This window comes from Chryseobacterium sp. VAUSW3 (genome assembly GCF_002205795.1).
Taxonomy (GTDB): domain Bacteria; phylum Bacteroidota; class Bacteroidia; order Flavobacteriales; family Weeksellaceae; genus Kaistella; species Kaistella yananensis.
Genome location: NZ_NIUY01000002.1, coordinates 599,755 through 619,400 on the forward strand (window position 1 = coordinate 599,755; position 19,646 = coordinate 619,400).

The following is a 19,646-nucleotide window of genomic DNA, read 5'->3' on the forward strand; positions in this document are numbered from 1 at the left end:
ATTAAATTTGAATTAAAAGATATATTTTTATCAAAATTTTTCAATTTGAAGACTACCCTACAGCTTTTTTTACTGGCGCTGCTCACCTCCTGTGTTTCTGTAAAAAAGCATAATGCAAAACATGAAATCCTTATTGCGCCAGAAAAACTGAAACAGGATGTTGATTTCAGCTATAAGAAATTGCAGAAACTGCATCCAAATTTGTATTGGTATATTTCTAAAGACTCTCTGGATTACAAATTCGACAGTTTAAAAAACAGTATTCGCCAACCTTTGAAACCTAATGAGTTTTACCGCAAACTGGCGCCGGTTATTGCACAGATCAAGGAAGGTCATCTGCGGCTCGTTCCGCTTGAAAAACGGTTAACTCGGAAAGAAATGAAAAATCTGGAAAAGCAAAAAGGGTTACTAAGCCGTTATAATTTTGTGCTCGATGGCAACAGAATATTTGTAAAAGACAATGCCGAAAAAATCCCCAATATGAATGTGGGTACAGAAATTCTGAAAATAAAAGACATTCCGGTAAAGGATCTCTTGGAAAGTTATCGCCCATTCGTGAACAGTGATGGTGAAAACCAGACTTTCCAGAAATATATTCTTGCCAGAAGATGGCCCTCTTATTTCACCGCAGACCACGGAATTCTCGACAGTGTGAAAATTGAAGCCCAATACAGAAACGAAATTAAAACATTCTACCTTAAAAGAGAAAAAATCACCAAAACTGAAAAGAAAAAAGTAGAAAACGCCAACAAAAAAATTAAGAAAAGCGAAAAAGGAAAAACCAAAGATTATAATGTAATTACCAAAAGTTTCAACCGCGACCTGCAGTTTCCTGTTAAAGACAGCACTGTCGCTTACATGAAAATCAAAACTTTCTCGGGAACCTATTCGCGGAAGTTTTACAGAGAAAGCTTCGAAACGCTAAAAAAATCACCTGCAAAATATTTAATCCTGGATATACGCGACAACCTGGGTGGTTCGCTTGCGGAGATCAACAACCTTTATTCTTATTTGGTTTCAGAAAAATTTCAGTTTATCAATGATATTGAGATTACCTCGCCTTCGGCAATGTACCAGGCCAATTATTTCTCAGAATTCTCGTGGCTTACAAAACCATTTGCAGTGGCGGGTTATCCATTTTATCTGATGGGAACGGCGCTGTCGATAAAGAAAGAATCCGATCGTTTTTACCTGAGGAATAATGGGATTTTCGGGCTCAAAAAACCAAAAGAAAATAACTTTAAAGGGAAAATATACGTGCTGATCAACGGGAGCAGTTTTTCTGCCGCCTCCATCCTGCCTTCAAAACTTAAGCATGAAAAACGTGCTTTTCTGGTAGGCGAAGAAACCGGTGGAGCGAACGACGGAACAGTTGCAGGCCGCTACTCTACCAAAAAACTGCCAACTTCTAAACTCTATCTGCCAATTGGTCTAATGCTGATTCAGCCAAGTATTGAATTTACCCACACCAAAAAAGGAGTGATTCCGGATCATGAAATTATCCCGACGCTTCAGGAAGTTCTTGCAAAAAAAGACATCCAGCTGGATTGGGTTATGGACAAAATCAAAGAAGATTCTTCCCAATAACATTCCGGTTTTTTAAAATTCAAAAATAAATCCGAAATACGGCAGCGGTGTTGAGCGGTCTGCCTCCCCGTAATTCAGCTGATAAATCTGCTCATTTTGCGGTGCATCAGGGTTGGTAACAATTCCGTTACCGTTTGTATCACGTTCCAGTGCAATCACCGGTAATCTGCTTGGGTTTTTCGATCCGTAAACGTTTACAACATCTACGTAGAAAGTCATCTGCCATTTGTTGAAGATCCATTTCTTCTCTGCTCTTATATCGAGTTGATGTACCAGATTCCCGCGTTGGGAATTCAGCAAAATATAATCTGAAATCGGTGCATTGGCAATATTCCACACATTAACCAGTTGACTTTTTTCCAGATCGTAAGGCGTTTCCGGCAAACCACTCTGCAACCGGAATCTTGCTCCGATGTTCCAATTCCTGCTGAAATATTTCCCTCCAGTTAATGACAGGATATGTCTGCTGTCCCAACTCGATGGTTTCAAATCACCATTAAGATCACTGAATTTGGAGTGGCCGAAAGTGTATGAAGCGATTCCATAGAAATCGTTCACGGTTCTTTTCTGGGCTAAAAGCTCTATTCCATACGTTTCGCCAACGCCTCTGCTGTCAAGAGGTTCTGCCCCGACTACTCCGAAATCACCGCCTAAATTTGCCAGGGAAATTCCGTTTCGAAGGGAAAAAGGATAGTTTTTGTATTTTTTATAATAGGTTTCGGCAGTAATTCTTAGATTATTGTTTCCATTAAATTCCACGCCACCCACAATCTGGGAGTTTTTAATGTATTTTAAACTGTTTTTATTAATTAAATTTCCGTTCTGCGCATATCCTAAAGCCGTATAAGATGGCAGCATATAGTAAATTCCGCCATTCAGGTTGAGGGCAAACTGATCAGATAATTGGTATTTCATTGAAATTCGCGGTGAAAACTGCTCCAGTGGATTTGAAGTAATTCCCGAATAATCACTACCATCAACTCGGAAACCAGCGGAAAGCTCCAATTTACTTTCCAGAAATTTACGTGAACTCTGAAGATAAAATCCGTATTGTGCCAAATTCATTTCGGAAAGATATTGGTCAGCAACGGCTCCGCTTTGAGTGATCGCCTTTAAATTTGAATCATTAAAATAAGTTGCAAAATTAACATTAGCACCCGAACTCATCTGGAAATCGCCAAGCCTGAAATTACGGTCAGCACGGATTTTATTTTCACTTTCCTGCGAATGATAGTCGATCAGCAAATTCTCAGGAGTTTCGATATTGCGGTAGTATTTTGTAGCTTGGTTGTCGAGCATATTCCGGCTCCAGGTAAACAGCCAGTTGCCATTTTCTGCCAAATGACGATAGCCTGCACCCAGCGTATAATTCCACTGTGGCGAAACAGGAAGTCTTTCAATTAAAGTCAAATTATAGAGTGTGGGTTCAGCATTTTCATTGAATTTAAACTCATCAATGGCTCCCAGACCTATGAAATACAGTTCGTTACCATTTTTAAATTTCTTTGAGACTTTTAATGTCGTATCATAATAACTCGGCAAAAACGGTAAATCGATCGCTTTGAAAAGCAATTGCAGATTCGATTTACGGACAGAGAATAATCCGCTCCACGACTGGTCTTTGCTCAGCGGACCGTCCATCATCAGCTGCATGTCATCGAGTCCCAGGATGGCTTTGTATCCCATTTTATCTTTACGCGCCTGTTTGAGGTTGAATTCAAAAAGTGAAGATAAGGTTCCGTTTCTCTTGGCCGGAAAGGCACCGCTGTAAAAATCTACATCTTTAATAAAATCAATGGTTATTAAGCCTCTCGGGCCACCGCTCGCGCCTTGGGTCTGGAAATGGTTGATCACCGGAACCTCGATTCCGTCGATATAAAATTTATTTTCAGCAGAACTTCCGCCGCGTATAAAAAGATCGTTTCTAAACGTAGCAGTAGTTCCTACTCCCGGAAGCGAAAGAATCGCTTTGGAAATATCGCGGTTGGAACCCGCATTTTTCTGCACTTCTTCGCTCGTGATATTTCGCAGGGAAACCGGGCTTTCTGGAGAAGTTTTATAGACCTTGGCCTTCAGAACCAAACCTTCAATTTCCTGTTCCCGTACCGCCATTTTCTGCAGTCCCACAGAAAAAGTAAGGTTTTGGTTAGGGATTACAGCAATGTCGTTAAGCGATTGATTTTGGTAGCCTGTTGCACCAATCTGAAAACTGTAATTTCCCGCAGATAAATCTGCCAGTACAACATTTCCATCACCAGAAAACTGCTGGCCGGTTGAAATAATGGTTACGGTTGAAGTTAAAGGTTTTTTAGAAAAATCATCAACAACATTAATGTTGATACTTCCTGTTTGTGCAAAAAACGGCAAGGTGCTGATGAGAAAAATAATGACAAATTTAAATTTCATGGAGTTGAGAATTTATGCAATTTACAAAATAAACGTCCCTGCGGAAAGGGACGCTTATCAAACATTAACATTTAAATAATAAAACTACTATGGTAAAAGAACTTTGTCGATGGCATGAATTACACCATTGCTGCACTGTACATCTGTTGCTATTACATTTGAAACTCTGTTGTTAGCATCTGTAATTTTCACTCCTCCTGTGGTTGTAATTTTAAAAGTACCGCCCTGGAAAGTCGTAACATTCATATTATTTGTAATATCGGTAGATAAAACATTTGCTCCGGCAACTACATGATATTTAAGGACATTCTCTAAAGTTGCTGCAGGTACGGCGGCCAGGTTCGGAAGGTTCAGCTCAGTTAGCAAAGAGCTAAAAGCAGCATTAGTAGGAGCAAAAACGGTAAAAGGTGAATTGGTTGTGCCGCTGAGAATTCCTGCAAAATCAGGCATATCGTTTCTCGTAAGTGCGGATACAAGCGATGAAAAATTAGGATTTGCAAGCGCATGGGTTACTACCGTTGGCAAACCGATGACTTTATCAACTTTGTGAATTACTCCATTACTTGCTGTGATATCGGTCTTGGTTACCGTTGATATTCCATTGATTTTAACCCCAGATGCGGTGTTAATAAACATACTGAGATTTTTAGAAGAAGAAGCATTTCCTTTGGCTAATGTGGAGACATAACCTGTAGTTACTTGTGCTGCCATCACTTTATTAGAAAGCACATGGTTTAGGAGAATTTCTTTTAATGCGGCATTCGGAACATCATTGAGATTCGCAAAACCATTATCAGCAAGAAATTGCGTGAATGCTGCATTAGAAGGTGCAAATACCGTGAAACTTCCGGATGCTCCTAAGGTAGAAGCCAATCCTGCTTTATCAATGGCTGCCTTCAAATTAGAAAGGTCTGCATCCATCGATGCCAATTCATAAATAGTTTTTGGTGTTTCAACATCATCTCGGCTCTCATCGCACGAGACGAATAAAAAACTGAATAAAAACACAAAGGCTGAAAGTTTAAATAAATTTTTCATAATAATATATTTTTTTATTGGTGTAAATATAGTACATTAAAATACAAAATAATATATTTTTAGAATAGAAATATACTATATAAGTTATTGATCATATTATTACAAAAAAAAACACCCAACTAATCAGGTGTTTGTGTATTCAAAATATATTTAAGAAAAAAGCTCATCATCAACCAAGTTCGGGAGCGTAACTTTGAGATCAGGCTCCAGTTCCATAGCTCTTTTAATGGCGAACAATGCACCTTCATTTCTTGCCCAGCTTCTTCGGGAAATTCCGTTGTTGACATCCCAGAAAAGCATCGATTTTAATCTTCGGTCGGCATCGTCGCTTCCGTCGAGCAACATCCCGAAACCACCGTTGATTACTTCTCCCCAACCAACGCCACCACCGTTATGAATTGAAACCCATGTCGCCCCACGGAAACTGTCGCCAATCACGTTATGAATAGCCATATCAGCTGTAAATCTAGAACCGTCGTAAATGTTGGATGTTTCGCGGTAAGGAGAATCAGTTCCGGAAACATCGTGATGGTCACGACCCAAAACTACCGATCCTATTTCTCCTTTTTTAATGGCTTTATTAAAGGCTTCCGCGATTTTCATTCTTCCTTCCGCATCGGCATAGAGAATTCGTGCTTGTGAACCTACTACCAGTCTGTTTTCCTGTGCACCTTTAATCCACTGGATATTATCTGCCATTTGTTGCTGAATTTCCTCTGGAGAATTCTGCATAATCTCTTCTAAAATCTTCGAAGCAATTTCGTCTGTTTTCTGTAAATCTTCAGGTTTACCGCTGGTACACACCCAACGGAACGGTCCAAAACCATAATCAAAACACATCGGTCCCATAATATCCTGCACGTAGCTCGGATATTTAAATTCTCTTCCCAAGGTTGGGTTTTCTGCCATTACATCAGCTCCGGCACGGCTTGCTTCCAATAAAAACGCATTACCGTAATCGAAGAAATAGGTACCTTTCTCAGTATGTTTATTAATGGCTGCCGCATGTTTTCTTAAACTTTCCTGAACTTTTTGTTTAAATAATTCAGGATTTTCTGCCATCATTTTGTTGGATTCTTCAAAACTTTGCCCTACAGGATAATAACCTCCGGCCCATGGATTGTGCAGCGAAGTCTGATCGGATCCGATGTCGATTTTCAAGCCTGCTTCTGCAAATTTTTCCCAAACTTCCACCACGTTTCCGAGGTAAGCTAAAGAAACTGTTTCTTTATTTTGCTGAGCGTTACGAACCCTCTGTACTAACTCATCAAGATTTTCATGGATTTCATCGATCCATTTTTGTTCATGGCGAATATTAGTAATTTTTGGATTCACTTCGGCACAAACCGTGATACACCCAGCTATATTTCCGGCTTTTGGCTGTGCACCAGACATTCCGCCCAAACCTGAGGTAACGAAGAGTCCGCCCTTGGGTGATTTATTAATTTTTCTGAAAGCATTTAATACCGTAATGGTAGTACCATGCACAATTCCCTGGGGACCGATATACATATAACTTCCGGCCGTCATTTGTCCGTATTGGGTTACGCCAAGCGCATTGAATTTTTCCCAATCGTCGGGTTTTGAATAATTCGGAATCATCATTCCATTGGTCACCACGACTCTCGGCGCTTCTTTATGACTCGGGAAAAGACCCATGGGATGACCGGAATACATTACCAAAGTCTGCTCATCGGTCATTTCCGAAAGGTATTGCATCGTAAGAAGATACTGCGCCCAATTGCTGAACACGGCACCGTTTCCACCATAAGTTATGAGTTCGTGCGGATGTTGGGCCACGGCATAATCCAGGTTGTTCTGAATCATCAGCATAATGGCTTTTGCCTGTTCAGATTTGCCGGGATATTCAGAAATCGGTCTGGCTTTCATTTCATAATCCGGACGGAAACGGTACATATAAATTCGCCCAAACTTTTTCAGTTCATCACGAAACTCCGGCAAAAGTTCGGCATGGAATTTCGGATCAAAGTAGCGCAAAGCATTTCTCAGTGCGAGTTTTTCTTCTTCTTCACTAAGAATTTCCTTGCGTTTTGGTGCGTGGTTAATTTGAGGTTCAAAAGGTTTTGGCTGTGGAAGTTCAGAGGGAATTCCCTGTTGTATTTGCTGCTGAAAGGTCATTGTAATTTTTACTTTGTTTGAAAGTTTTAAAGATATTCAATTTCGAAAATACAATCCAAAGAAATCGATTCAAAAAAAAACCGCCATCGAGGCGGTAGTATATATATGAGTGTGTAATCCTTTAACCAAGTACATCGTCATTGGTCTCCTCGTGATTATCTTCATTATCGCTGAGACTGTAATAATTGTTTTCTTCATCTTCTGATCCAATGTTTTCCATTGCATCATCAGCAGTTGTTCCGGGAATATCCAGTCCGTCGTCCAAACTTTTCTGTGTATTATCTTCATTAAGTACAGGATTTCCGTCTCCATCTAAAGGAATTTTCTCCTGCTTATTAAAAATGTCATTTTCAGGATTGTAATTCATTTGTTCGAGTTTTGCATCCTGTTCCGATTTGTTATTTTCTGGCGCCATAATCGTGTATTTTATGATTAAAACTGAAGTTATTATTTTAAACTTCTTCTCCTAACTGTTGGTTCTTATTATTCTCCCAGGCATCATCATAAGCTTTTTGCTGATTTTCCCAGGCCGTTGGCGGAATGGCATTTTCGGCATCCTTTACCAAATTTTCCTTCGTAATTTCAGGATTACGGATATCTTTAAGCCGGGTTAACGATTCCTGACCGTTATTTTCAATAGCAGGATTTTGGTCAACAGTATTTTTGATATTTTTAAAGCCTTCAGGGTCTTTTATTTTATTTTGGTCCATGATTTCAAAAATTAGTGTTCGTTTTTAAAACACTCAAATATTATTCCGAAACAAAATCAGTATATTGAACAATGAATTTAAACTTCCTCAAAAAGCCTTTTCGGAAAGCTTTTTTTGACTGAAATTTTACGGCAATTCTAAAAAATCTTTTAAATTTATTATTAAATTTGCGCACATTCTTATTATGGAAAAAAATACAAAAACAACCCCGCCCAAGGCGTCTGCACCAAATAAAACCCTTTCTAAGCCCCGTATATTTTTTGGAGTTCTTTTCGTTCTCCTTTCTGTAGTTCTTACGTTTTCTTTCGTTTCTTACCTGCTGAACTGGAAAGCCGACCAGAGCCAGGCCGGAACGATGCTGGATAAAACTGTGCAGTCCTCGAATATTTTCGGGAAGATTGGTGACTGGCTGGGCAACTTTTTTATTTTTGAAAGTATTGGGATTGCAGCATTTGCCGTAGCTTTTCTGTTTTTTGTTGTGGGAATGTTAATTTTCAAGAAAAATTATTTCAAGCCGTGGAAAACCATCGGTCATTCCCTGTTTTTTATTTGCTGGCTGCCGATTTTCATGGGCGCCATTACCAAAGGACAGGGTGTTTTGAGTGGCGTTTACGGATTTCAAATTATGGATTTCCTATTATCAGTCATCGGATCTGCCGGACTTTGGCTGGTACTTTTGGTAAGTATTGCACTGTATTTTGTGCTTGAATTCAATTTAAATCCATCCAATGTAAAAGCGAAACTCAATGATTTAAACGAAAATACGGTTGGAAGGGTAAAAGCCATGATGCCCAACTCTTCTGAAAATTTTGAGGCGGATGAAGAGCTTGAGGAACTTGCGGCGGATGATACAGGAAATCACGCTACACAGAATATAAAAACAGTTTCCACCCCTGCAGAAATTCCGGTTAAAGGTTTTCCTGAGGTTGAAATCAGTAATGATTTTGAAACCATCAAAACTCCTAACAAAACATCATTTGATGATGGGGAACCTTCTAAAATTACTGTTACCGAAAGTGTTGGGAATTCTTTGAATTTAAGCCCAGTTTCAACAACAGAAATTCCGGCACCTACAAAATCCGATGAGATTGATTTTAAAGTTGAAGTTGCCAAAACAATAGATATTCTGGATGAATCTGATAAGAAATCGCAGGAACTTGTGGACAAGCACGGGCTTTATGACCATAAACTTGAACTGGCAAAATTCCAGATGCCTACCATCGATTTGCTGAGAGATTACGGCAACGAAGAAATTTCGATCAACAGGGACGAATTAGAGGAAAACAAGAACAAAATTGTCGGTTTGCTGAAAAACTTCAATGTGGGAATCGCTGAAATTAAAGCAACCGTAGGGCCTACCGTAACATTATACGAAATCGTTCCGGAAGCCGGAATCCGCGTAGCTTCCATTAAAAAACTTCAGGATGACATTGCATTGAATCTTTCAGCTTTGGGAATCCGCATTATTGCGCCAATGCCGGGAAAAGGTACAATTGGGATTGAAGTTCCGCGAAAAAATCCTTCAATGGTGTCAATGCGCAGTGTGATAAATAGCCAAAAATTTCAGAATACGGATATGGATTTGCCTGTAGTTTTCGGGAAAACGATTTCCAACGAAATTTTCATGGCAGATTTAGCAAAAATGCCGCATTTACTTATGGCTGGTGCAACCGGTCAGGGTAAATCTGTAGGTATCAACGCTATTCTTACTTCCCTGCTTTATAAAAAACACCCGAGCGAGCTCAAATTCGTTATGGTTGACCCGAAAAAAGTAGAACTTTCTCTCTATTCAAAAATCGAAAGGCATTATCTGGCAAAATTACCGGATGGTGACGACGCTATTATCACCGACACTCATAAAGTGATAAACACGCTCAATTCCCTTTGTATTGAAATGGATCAGCGTTATGATTTGCTCAAAAATGCCTTCTGTAAAAACTTAAAAGAATACAATAAGAAATTCACCGAAAGAAAACTCAATCCTGAAAACGGACACCGTTATCTTCCATATATTGTTCTGGTAGTAGATGAATTTGCAGATCTTATTATGACTGCGGGGAAAGAAGTGGAGCTGCCAATCGCACGACTTGCGCAGCTGGCGAGAGCAGTAGGAATTCACCTTATTGTGGCGACCCAAAGACCTTCTGTAAATGTTATTACGGGGATGATTAAAGCAAACTTCCCTGCGAGAGCGGCTTTCCGGGTGATTTCCAGTGTAGATTCCAGAACCATTCTAGATTCTCCAGGTGCAGATCAGCTCATCGGAAAGGGCGATATGCTGTATTTCAACGGAAATGAAATCCTGCGTCTTCAGTGCGCGTTTGTAGATACTCCGGAAGTTGAAAAAATTGCAGAATTTATCGGTGAACAGAAAGGTTATGCAAGTGCCTTCATGCTACCGGAATATACCAGCGAAGAATCTACTTCAAATGTTGGTGCTTTTGACCCGAACGAAAAAGATGCACTTTTTGAAGATGCTGCGAGAATTATTGTTTCCACCCAACAAGGTTCCACTTCTATGCTTCAGCGGCAGCTGAAACTTGGTTATAACAGAGCCGGAAGAATTATGGACCAGCTTGAAGCAAGCGGTATTGTAGGCGGTTTCAACGGAGCCAAGGCGAGAGAAGTGCAGATTAGCGACTTAAATTCTTTGGAACAGTTTTTGGAAGAATTGCGCAAATAGGGTGAAACTTTAAACAATGGTTTAACTTTATTTTAAAATTTTAATCCAAAAAATAAAAAAAGAATGAAAAGCATATTGAAAAAAATTACTCTTGGATTTTTTACACTCGCTACAGCGGCAAGTTTTTCTGCACAGAAAATCGATGCAAAAGCTAAAAGTTTATTAGATGCCGTTGCGCAGAATTATAAATCGAAGAACAATGTTTATTTTAAATTTGTTTACGGCACCGGAACAGGTAAAACCGTAACCAAGACAGAACCCGGAATCTTCTACTCTGCCAAAGACAAATACAAACTGAAAATTATGGGTACCGAGCAGATTTTCGACGGAAATAAGATTTATAACATTTCAGAAGAAGATCAGGAAATTACCGTTGCAAAGCCAACAGGAAATGAACAGATGTTTTCACCTCTGAATTATATTGGTGAATACAAAAAAGGCTACACCGTAAAATATCTGGGAAAAAAGACGGTAAACGGCGTAAAAGCTGATCAGATTAAATTAATCCCAACAACTAAAAACGGCATTAAAGAAGTTAACCTCTTTATTAATGATGCTAAGAAACAGATTGTGAAACTCGAACAGTTTTCTACAGACAATTCGGTTTCGGTGATTGCAATCAGCGATTATAAAGTGAACCAGAGTTTGAGCAGCAACATGTTCAGTTTTGATAAAAATGATTATAAAAACTATATCTATACTGAACTTTAATTTTTTTTTTTAAAAATTTCAAAAGCCCTCTTTAAAACAGAGGGCTTTTTTTGAAGCCATCAATCCTAAATTCTGTGATTTTTTTTGGTAAATTTGACGCATGATAAAAAAGCTCGACGGCTACGTCATTAAAACTTTCTTCGGTCCGTTTATTTTTATTTTCAGTGTGCTGTTTTTCATTTTTGTGGTAAACATCATCTGGATCCGGCTGTCGCAGTTTACCGGAAAGGGGCTGAGTTACTGGGAAATTCTCCGTCTCCTCTCCTATCTTTCCGCCATCGTTGTGCAGCTTGTGTTGCCTTTAACGATACTTCTATCATCAATCATGACCTTTGGGGATTTTGGGGAACGGTATGAACTGGCCGCGATGAAAGCTGCAGGAATCTCTTTAACAAGGATTATGCTTCCGCTGTTTTTTGTTTCCGTCATTTTTTCGATGTTTCTTTTTCTGTTTTCAAACAATGTGATCCCCGATTTTCAGCGGAAAGCTAAAAATATGCTCTATAATATTGCGGCAACAAAACCTGCTCTGAATTTTACGCCCGGTCAGTTTATCCAGCAAATTCCAGGGTACAGCGTAAAATTTGATAAAATTACGGGCGAAAACGGAGAGAATCTCGAAGGCGTTTTTATCCATAAAATGGCTAATTCTTATGAAAACCAGCAGTCGATTGTTGCTGAAAAAGGGAAATTTGTACAGGCCGACAACCGTAATTACTTAAAATTGGTGCTTTTTAACGGTCATATTTTTGAAGATAATCTGGGTAATGTAAGCTACGAACAGCGATTGAAACAGCCAGATCAGGCCATAAAATTTGATACCCTGGTTTCTCATTTCAATATTTCAGACATCATCAATAAAGCAATTGAGTCTGAAAAAATTACTGATGATTACTCGTTCCAGAATTTTATAGAACTGAATTCAACCATTGAAGCGGCAAAAAAAGAAAACGATGTAGTCCTCGGAAATATCAGCAATGAACTGATTAATCAAACCAACAGTTTTGTAAGTTATATCGATAAGACAAAACCGAAGAAAGCAGTACTTCCAACTCCGAAAATCGACACGATGCAACAGAAAAAGAAGCTGGAGCTACTCTATTCGGCTTTTAATAAAATTGAAAGTGTAAAGCAGCTGAACATCAATAAAGTTGAACAAATCCAGGGCTTACATGCCTACTTTTCACGAATCATTATTTACCAGCAACGGATTTTTGCTTATTCAGTAACATGTTTAATTTTCTTCTTAATCGGTGCAAGTTTGGGATCTATCATCAGGAAAGGAGGCCTGGGACTTCCGGTAGTTATTGCCATAGTGGTATTTATTATTTTCTACGTGCTAAATCTCTCTGTAGAAAACATGGCGTGGTCCGGAAAAATGGATCCTTATCTGGCAGCCTGGTTACCGAATATGGTGCTGTTTCCTTTTGGCGCGTGGCTTACCTACAAGGCACTTACAGATTCTCAACTCTTTGATATCGAGAAATACAAAAGCCTCTTCAAGCCGATTATTACTATATTTTCTAAGAATAAGGAACACGAAAGGTACCGTTAATACAATAAAAAAACCGCAACTGATTATTGTTGCGGTTTTTATTTATTTAAAATATTTGGTAATTGCTTCGTCTGTTGGTTTTGTAGTACTTACAAAACTGTCGATCAGTTTTCCGTTTTCATCCAGCAAAAACTTTGTAAAATTCCAGAGGATGGTGGTATTTTTTACACCGTTTAAATTCTTATCTGTTAAGTATTTGAAGATTGGTGCGGTATCATCTCCCTTTACTGAAACTTTTGCGGCAATGGGGAATGTAACTCCATAGTTTTTCTGGCAGAAAGCGCCAATCTCTTCATTGGTTCCCGGCTCCTGGCCGCCGAAATTATTCGCTGGAAAACCTACCACAACCAGTTGGTCTGCATATTCTTTAGAAATTTTTTCCAGATCTGCGTATTGCGGAGTAAAACCACATTCTGAAGCCGTGTTTACAATCAGGATTTTCTTTCCTTTGAAATCAGCAAAATTTATTTCTTTGCCGTCTCCACTTTCAACTTTATAATCGTAAATGCTTTTCATGGCGATATTTTTTTCTTGTGAAACTTCTTTTTTCTGTTGGCTGCAACTCTGTATAAAAGCCGCAAATGATAACAGCATGATGAATATTTTTTTCATAAAGAAATTTTTAAATTGTTTATTTAAAATTTAAAAGTATTTGCAGGAAGAACTTTATTGGTTTCAATCTTGTTGAGCAAAATAACATAATCGCTATCTTTTTTAGGCGAAGACGATTCAATCCTGAATGGCATCATTAAACTTCCAACCTTTCTGTAATCGCTGTAAATTATGGATTCGTCACTTTTCACTTCCTTTATCAACATATAAGATTTCGAATCGAAAAAGTACAGGGTTTTGTTTACGTTTTTAATCAGTTCAACTTTATGACATACGGTTTCACCAACTTTTTCCTTTCCTAAATAATTGGCTTCAAATCCTTTGCTTTCCCAATCAATAAAATCGGTATCAAAACTTTCTGCAACATAATTCGGATATTCCTGAAGTTTGTTGGTTGCATAGTTCATCGCATACCCTTTTTTACCATCGTAACCTTCAATTGCGGTTTCTTTTTTATTAATGGTAATCACTGTTTTGGTAAGGTTGGGTCTTTCCTGAAAAATTTTTATCGGGTAATGATCGTTAATCCCCAATGTGAGTCTTCCCTGTAACGTGATTGAATTTAATAATTTCCAGTTTGTTAAACCTCCGGAAAGTTCTATATTTTTTTCTATGATTTCTTTTGCGGTTTGTGCGGAGACAATTCCGCTCATCAACATGATGAATACTAAAAATATCTTTCTCATTAATCGGTCTGTTTGTTTTTCAAATATATACTTTTTGAATTTAAGCGTTTTTTGCACTTAATCCTGCTGTCCTAAAATCGCTCTCGCTTTCTCCAAATCCTCAGGAACATCGATTCCTACGCCCACAAAATCAGTTTCGATCATCTTGATTTTCATACCGTATTCCAAATAGCGGATGCATTCAATTTTTTCTGAAATCTCCAGTGGTTTCATAGGAAGTTTCGCAAAATTGAGCAGCGCGTTTTTCCTGAAAGCATAAACGCCGATATGCTTGAAATATTCTACATCTGGATGAATTTCCCTTGGATAGGGAATCACCGCACGGCTGAAATAGAGCGCAAAACCTTCGTAATCTGTAATAACTTTTACGTTGTTCGGGTTTTCTATTTCATCTGTATTTTTCAGTTTAATTTTTAGGGAAGCCAAAGAAATTTTCTCTTCGGAATCCTCATTAAAAACTGAAATCAACTGTTTTAAAGGTTCCGTTTTTAGAAAAGGCTCATCGCCCTGAACATTTACCACAATGTCGCAATCGATGTTTTGTACTGCTTCCGCAATTCGGTCGCTGCCGGTTTCATGCTGCCCCGTCATTACGGCCTTTCCGCCATTTTTAATGATTTCATCAAAAATAATTTCCGAATCTGTTGCCACAAAAACTTCATCAAACAAAGCGGTCTCTACAACATTCTGATATGTTGTAGCAATTACCGTTTTTTCTCCTAAAATCTGCATTAGTTTTCCTGGAAAACGGCTCGCTTCGTAGCGCGCGGGAATTACGGCGATAATTTTCATTAATTAAGACAGTTTTGCAAGTGCACCTTCGAGTCTCGGCAACATTTTTTTTATTTCATCAGCTGATAAACCACCCGCTGATGCCCTAAACCAAGGCATATTTCGTGAATTTCCGAACGCCGAAAATGGCACAAGCGCCACACCAGCTTCGTTGATCAGATAAAATACAAGGTCAGATGAATCCGCAATCTGCGAACCGTCGGGTTTTGTTTTGCCTAAATAATCAAGCTCGATGGTGAGATACAGTGCACCCATCGGTTTAATACTGTTGACCTGCAAGCCACGCGATTTCATTTCCTGAATTCCTGTATGCAGAATCTTTAAACTTTCAGCGATTTTTCCCTTAAAGTCATTCACAAAAAAGTCTACATGTTCCGTCTCACCCAAAAATACCGAAACGGCTTGCTGCTCAGGTTTTGGCGCCCAGGCCCCGATGTGGCCGAGTAATGCTTTCATTTTGTCAATAATTTCCGTAGGACCAAAACTCCAGCCTACTCTGACTCCCGTTGCCGCAAAAGATTTTGAAGTTCCGTCGATAAAAACGGTGTATTTCTTCATTTCCGGAAAAAGAGAAACCGGATTGAAATGCTCTTCATCAAAAGTAAGCATCGCGTAAATCTGATCATACATCAGATAAAGCGGTTTTTCATTCTCATCGCGTTTTTTATTCTCTTCCAGAACAAGTTCACAAATTTCGGTGAGCTGATCTTTAGTAAACATTGTTCCGGTCGGATTCAGCGGAGAACATAAAGCCAGCAGAACTGCACCTTCCAAATGAGGTTTTAATTCTTCTGCAGTCGGCAAAAAGTTATTGGACTGAGACGTTTCAACTTCAATTTTTTCAGCGTGAGTCAAATAGGCATAATGGTTGTTGTTCCACGAAGGAATTGGATAAACCACTTTATCACCTTCATCAACAATCGTTTTGAAAGTAGCATAAATTAAAGGTCTGGAGCCGCCTGCCAATAAAATTTCATCTGCGGAATATTCAAGATTCCAGCGATTTTTTAAATCTTGGGAAACAGCTTTTCTCAGAGACAAAAGGCCGTTTGCCGGCGGATAATTGGTCAGGTTATTTTGGTAAGCTTTCTGAATTTCTTCTTTCAGTCTTGCGGGAATCGGGTAAATATTGGCATCCAAATCACCGATGGTAAGATTGGCGATCTCGGCGCCTTGCGTTTTCAGATCATTTACATGATTACCAATTTTAATAATTTCTGAACCGATAAGATTTTGGGCGAGTTTTGATACTTTCATATGATTTGCTCAATTAGTTAATTTAATTTTTGAGTTTTAAAGATTTAAATCTGCTTTTACCTGATTAATTTTCTGTTCTAAAACAACAAGCTTTTCACGGAAATCCTGCTCAGAAGCGATTGAATCCTTCACAGAAACATAAAATTTAATTTTCGGTTCTGTTCCGGAAGGTCTTACGCAGACTTTGGTTCCGTCTTGTGTGTAATAAATAAGTACGTTAGATTTGGGAATTCCGTCCATTACAGATTTTTTGCTGTCGGTAATATTCAGCGAAGTCTGATCCTGATAATCCCTAACTTCAACTACTTTGGAACCTGCAATTTCTGCCGGGGGATTTTCGCGGAAATCGGTCATCATCTGTTTTATTTCTTCAGCACCCGTTCTTCCTTTTCTTACCACGTTAATTAAACCTTCGTAGTACATGCCGATTTCTTTGTAAATATCGATCATATACTGGTACATCGTTTTTCCGTTCGCTTTGCACCAGGCTGCAATTTCGCAGGCCAGCAGGATTGAGCCGCATGAATCTTTGTCGCGCACGAAATCTCCGGTCATAAAACCGAAACTTTCTTCCCCTCCACAAACGAATTTTTCCTGACCTTCGGCATCACGAATCATTTTACCGATCCACTTGAAACCTGTTAACCCGATTTTACATTCCACACCGAATTTTTCAGCGATATCAATGAAAATATCAGAAGTTACAATCGTAGATCCAATGAATTCTTTACCGGTAATTTTCCCGGCTTTTTTCCACTGGTCCAAGATATAATAGGTTAGAATGGTATTGGTCTGGTTTCCGTTAAGCAACTGGATCTCACCGTCAAGATTTCTTACGGCAATTCCCAATCGGTCGCCATCCGGATCTGTTCCGATAACAATATCGCCGTTGGTGATTCGTGCTAAATCCATTGCCATTTCAAGGGCCGCGGGTTCTTCAGGATTCGGAGATTCAACCGTTGGGAAATTCCCGCTTGGAATCATCTGTTCGCGAACAAGGTCAACTTTTGTGAAACCAGCCTTTTTCAAAGCCTGAGGAACGGTTTTATAGGTGGTTCCGTGGATGGAAGTGAAAACAATATTTAAATTGTCGTATCCGGTTTTATCTTTCTGATAAAGCGAATTTTCCATGCAGGCATTGATATAAACATCATCCTGTTCTTCGCCGATCCATTCAATTAAATCATCGTTTCCGTTGAATTTAATATCCTCAAATTTTGTAGCATAGACTTCTTTAATAATGTTTTCGTCATCAGGCGGAACAATCTGCGCTCCGTCATTCCAATATACTTTGTAACCGTTGTATTCAGGCGGATTGTGAGACGCGGTAAGAACGATTCCTGCATTACATTTTTTGTCGCGAACGGTGAAAGAAAGTTCAGGAGTCGGACGGTGTTCTTTGAAAAGTAAAACATTAATTCCGTTGGCTGTAAGCACATCTGCGCACATTTTCCCGAATTCTTTGGAATTGTTACGTACATCATAAGCGATCGCCACCTTAATTTCCTGATCAGGAAACTGAGAATGAAGATAATTTGCCAAACCCTGAGTGGCCTGACCAAGCGTGTATTTGTTGAGTCGGTTGGTGCCAACTCCCATAATTCCGCGCATTCCGCCGGTTCCGAATTCTAATTCCCGATAAAAAGAATCTTCAAGATCATCAGAATTTGTATCGATCCAGGTTCGGATGGTATTTTTTGTTTCTTCGTCGAAAGTGTCTGTAAGCCAGAGTTTTGCTTTTTCTAAAGTTGTCATCTTTTTTATATTTGATAGCGTTTATATTATTTTATCTGGAGCTACTCCATTTTTTTGTTCTGTACGGTGGCTGTTTTATCAATGGTAAATGCGCGGATCGGATCATTATAATACACCATTTTAGCAGTGTTTTTTATATTTCCTTTTAATGAATCCTTTACATTTACTTCCGCATAATTTCCGTTTTTAGACTCAATTTTCAGATTTTCAATAATCCAGTAAGGAGCGATAATGCTTGCCGTATCCGAAATTTTCAGCACGGCATCTTTTGTATTACCTAAGAAGTTTGCGCGGCTTTTCCCCGTCATATCCACTTCTGCCCGGCGGGAATTTACGGATCCAATAAATTTACCATTATTTTTTAAATTCAGCCGGAAGTTGTCGGTTTTAATTTCGCTTGAAATGTTCATTTCGACTGAATCTGCGATCGAAACCTTTTCTAAATTATATTTGGAATAAACGGTAATATTATAAAAATCAACGCCTTTAGTTTTCCGTTTCTCTTCGATGTTCAGCGTTTTGTCTTTTACTTTAATTTTCAGGTTATTCAAAATGTTTGGGTAGGTTTCCACATTCACAAAACTGCTGTCGCTTTTGATGTAAAACAGCCGAAACTTCCCTTCAAGATTAAGATTTACAAATTCTTCGAGCGGGATATTTTTGTTTTCTATTTTTCCTTTCGGAGAGATTTCGCCACAGGACATAACAGAAAAAGCAAGGAGTAAAATAAACAGGTTTTTCATTTGATTAAATGACTTCGTCGATATTATAATTTTTGTGTTCGCGGTTGGTTCTGATGATCATTTCACCCAAAAATCCTGCAATGAAGAGTAGCGTACCGAGAATCATCATCGTTAAAGCAATGAAAAACCAGGCATTATTGGTCAGCAAATGACCATAAATCCCTCTGGAAACATCAATTAATTTTGAAACTCCCAGCCAGAAAGCAGATAAAAATCCTACGATAAACATCAGCGTTCCTACGGCGCCAAAAAAGTGCATCGGTCTGCCGCCAAAACGGCTTACGAACCAAAGGGTAATTAAATCCAGAAATCCACGAACAAAACGTTCTGTTCCGAATTTTGATGTTCCGTACGGTCGTGCCTGATGCTGTACTTCTTTCTCTGTAATTCTTCGGAAACCTGCATTGGCAGCCAGAACCGGAATATACCGGTGCATATCGCCGTAAACATCAATTGATTTTACAACCTGCTTTTTATAGGCCTTTAATCCACAGTTGAAATCGTGAAGTTCGACACCGGAAACTTTTCTGGCCGCTGCATTAAAGAGCTTTGACGGAAGATTTTTTGTCATTACATTATCAAAACGTTTCTTTTTCCAGCCCGAAACAATGTCGTAATCTTCTTCCTTTACCATTCTGTACAGCTCCGGAATTTCTTCAGGAAAATCCTGCAGATCAGCATCCATGGTAATTACCACTTCACCCTGTGCTTTTTCAAAAGCTGCATGAAGTGCCTGCGATTTCCCGTAATTTCTGGAGAATTTAATCCCGTGAATCTGAGGGAACTGAACTTTCATATTTTCGATGATGCTCCACGAAAGATCGGTGCTTCCGTCGTCTACAAACCAAATTTCATAGGAAAGATTTGCGGTGGTGCAGACGCTGTGAATTCTTGAAAACAATTCTTCAAGGGAATCTTCTTCATTCAGAAGAGGTATGATGATGGATAAATTCATTTAAGTTGTTGAAATTA

16 protein-coding genes are annotated in these 19,646 nt (G+C 39.0%); 4 read left to right on the forward strand and 12 right to left on the reverse strand.

What is annotated here, in order from left to right; translation table 11 throughout:
• The first annotated feature begins 45 nt into the window (after nt 1-45).
• A complete protein-coding gene (locus tag CDW55_RS08035) occupies nt 46-1,587 on the forward strand; it encodes a S41 family peptidase (protein WP_088469229.1) in 1,542 nt (513 codons plus the stop codon).
• Between the two features lie 12 nt (nt 1,588-1,599).
• On the opposite strand, the gene CDW55_RS08040 is transcribed toward CDW55_RS08035, so the two are convergent.
• The 5 genes from CDW55_RS08040 to CDW55_RS08060 all read right to left on the reverse strand — a co-directional run bounded on the left by CDW55_RS08040 (nt 1,600) and on the right by CDW55_RS08060 (nt 7,880).
• Nucleotides 1,600-3,993 carry a TonB-dependent receptor gene (locus CDW55_RS08040; protein ID WP_088469230.1) on the reverse strand — a complete coding sequence of 798 codons (2,394 nt, stop codon included), beginning with the start codon at nt 3,991-3,993 and terminating at the stop codon, nt 1,600-1,602.
• 87 nt (nt 3,994-4,080) lie between these two features.
• The gene (locus CDW55_RS08045; protein ID WP_179285922.1) at nt 4,081-5,031 is read right to left on the reverse strand and encodes a fasciclin domain-containing protein; all 951 of its coding nucleotides are present in this window, start codon (nt 5,029-5,031) and stop codon (nt 4,081-4,083) included.
• Nucleotides 5,032-5,181: 150 nt separating this feature from the next.
• A complete protein-coding gene (locus CDW55_RS08050; RefSeq protein WP_088469232.1) occupies nt 5,182-7,170 on the reverse strand; it encodes a urocanate hydratase in 1,989 nt (662 codons plus the stop codon).
• A gap of 121 nt (nt 7,171-7,291) precedes the next feature.
• Nucleotides 7,292-7,585 carry a hypothetical protein gene (locus tag CDW55_RS08055; RefSeq protein ID WP_088469233.1) on the reverse strand — a complete coding sequence of 98 codons (294 nt, stop codon included), beginning with the start codon at nt 7,583-7,585 and terminating at the stop codon, nt 7,292-7,294.
• Between the two features lie 37 nt (nt 7,586-7,622).
• Complete coding sequence (locus CDW55_RS08060) at nt 7,623-7,880, reverse strand: hypothetical protein (protein WP_088469234.1); 258 nt, start codon at nt 7,878-7,880, stop codon at nt 7,623-7,625.
• Nucleotides 7,881-8,064: 184 nt separating this feature from the next.
• Between CDW55_RS08060 and CDW55_RS08065 the strand changes: the two genes are divergently transcribed.
• The 3 genes from CDW55_RS08065 to CDW55_RS08075 all read left to right on the forward strand — a co-directional run bounded on the left by CDW55_RS08065 (nt 8,065) and on the right by CDW55_RS08075 (nt 12,829).
• Complete coding sequence (locus tag CDW55_RS08065) at nt 8,065-10,563, forward strand: FtsK/SpoIIIE family DNA translocase (protein ID WP_088469235.1); 2,499 nt, start codon at nt 8,065-8,067, stop codon at nt 10,561-10,563.
• A gap of 63 nt (nt 10,564-10,626) precedes the next feature.
• The gene (locus CDW55_RS08070) at nt 10,627-11,274 is read left to right on the forward strand and encodes a LolA family protein (RefSeq protein ID WP_088469236.1); all 648 of its coding nucleotides are present in this window, start codon (nt 10,627-10,629) and stop codon (nt 11,272-11,274) included.
• A 100-nt stretch (nt 11,275-11,374) separates the two neighbouring features.
• Nucleotides 11,375-12,829, forward strand: a complete 1,455-nt coding sequence (locus CDW55_RS08075) for an LptF/LptG family permease (RefSeq protein WP_088469237.1) — start codon at nt 11,375-11,377, stop codon at nt 12,827-12,829.
• Between the two features lie 42 nt (nt 12,830-12,871).
• Here the strand turns inward: CDW55_RS08075 and CDW55_RS08080 are convergent, their stop codons facing one another.
• Genes CDW55_RS08080 through CDW55_RS08110 form a run of 7 tightly spaced genes read right to left on the reverse strand, consistent with a single transcriptional unit; the run spans nt 12,872 to nt 19,629 of the window.
• Nucleotides 12,872-13,441, reverse strand: a complete 570-nt coding sequence (locus tag CDW55_RS08080) for a glutathione peroxidase (RefSeq protein ID WP_088469238.1) — start codon at nt 13,439-13,441, stop codon at nt 12,872-12,874.
• A 23-nt stretch (nt 13,442-13,464) separates the two neighbouring features.
• The gene (locus CDW55_RS08085; protein WP_088469239.1) at nt 13,465-14,127 is read right to left on the reverse strand and encodes a histidine kinase; all 663 of its coding nucleotides are present in this window, start codon (nt 14,125-14,127) and stop codon (nt 13,465-13,467) included.
• 57 nt (nt 14,128-14,184) lie between these two features.
• Nucleotides 14,185-14,919: a 3-deoxy-manno-octulosonate cytidylyltransferase gene (gene kdsB, locus CDW55_RS08090; RefSeq protein ID WP_088469240.1), complete on the reverse strand. Its 735-nt coding sequence runs from the start codon at nt 14,917-14,919 to the stop codon at nt 14,185-14,187.
• Between the two features lie 3 nt (nt 14,920-14,922).
• Entirely contained in the window at nt 14,923-16,176 is a 1,254-nt protein-coding gene (locus tag CDW55_RS08095) for a pyridoxal phosphate-dependent aminotransferase (RefSeq protein WP_088469241.1), read from the reverse strand.
• 36 nt (nt 16,177-16,212) lie between these two features.
• Entirely contained in the window at nt 16,213-17,931 is a 1,719-nt protein-coding gene (locus CDW55_RS08100; RefSeq protein ID WP_088469242.1) for a phospho-sugar mutase, read from the reverse strand.
• A gap of 41 nt (nt 17,932-17,972) precedes the next feature.
• Nucleotides 17,973-18,674, reverse strand: a complete 702-nt coding sequence (locus tag CDW55_RS08105; protein WP_088469243.1) for a GIN domain-containing protein — start codon at nt 18,672-18,674, stop codon at nt 17,973-17,975.
• Nucleotides 18,675-18,678: 4 nt separating this feature from the next.
• Nucleotides 18,679-19,629 (reverse strand): glycosyltransferase family 2 protein, encoded by a 951-nt coding sequence (locus CDW55_RS08110; protein WP_088469244.1) that lies wholly within the window; start codon nt 19,627-19,629, stop codon nt 18,679-18,681.
• Between the last annotated feature and the right edge of the window lie 17 nt (nt 19,630-19,646).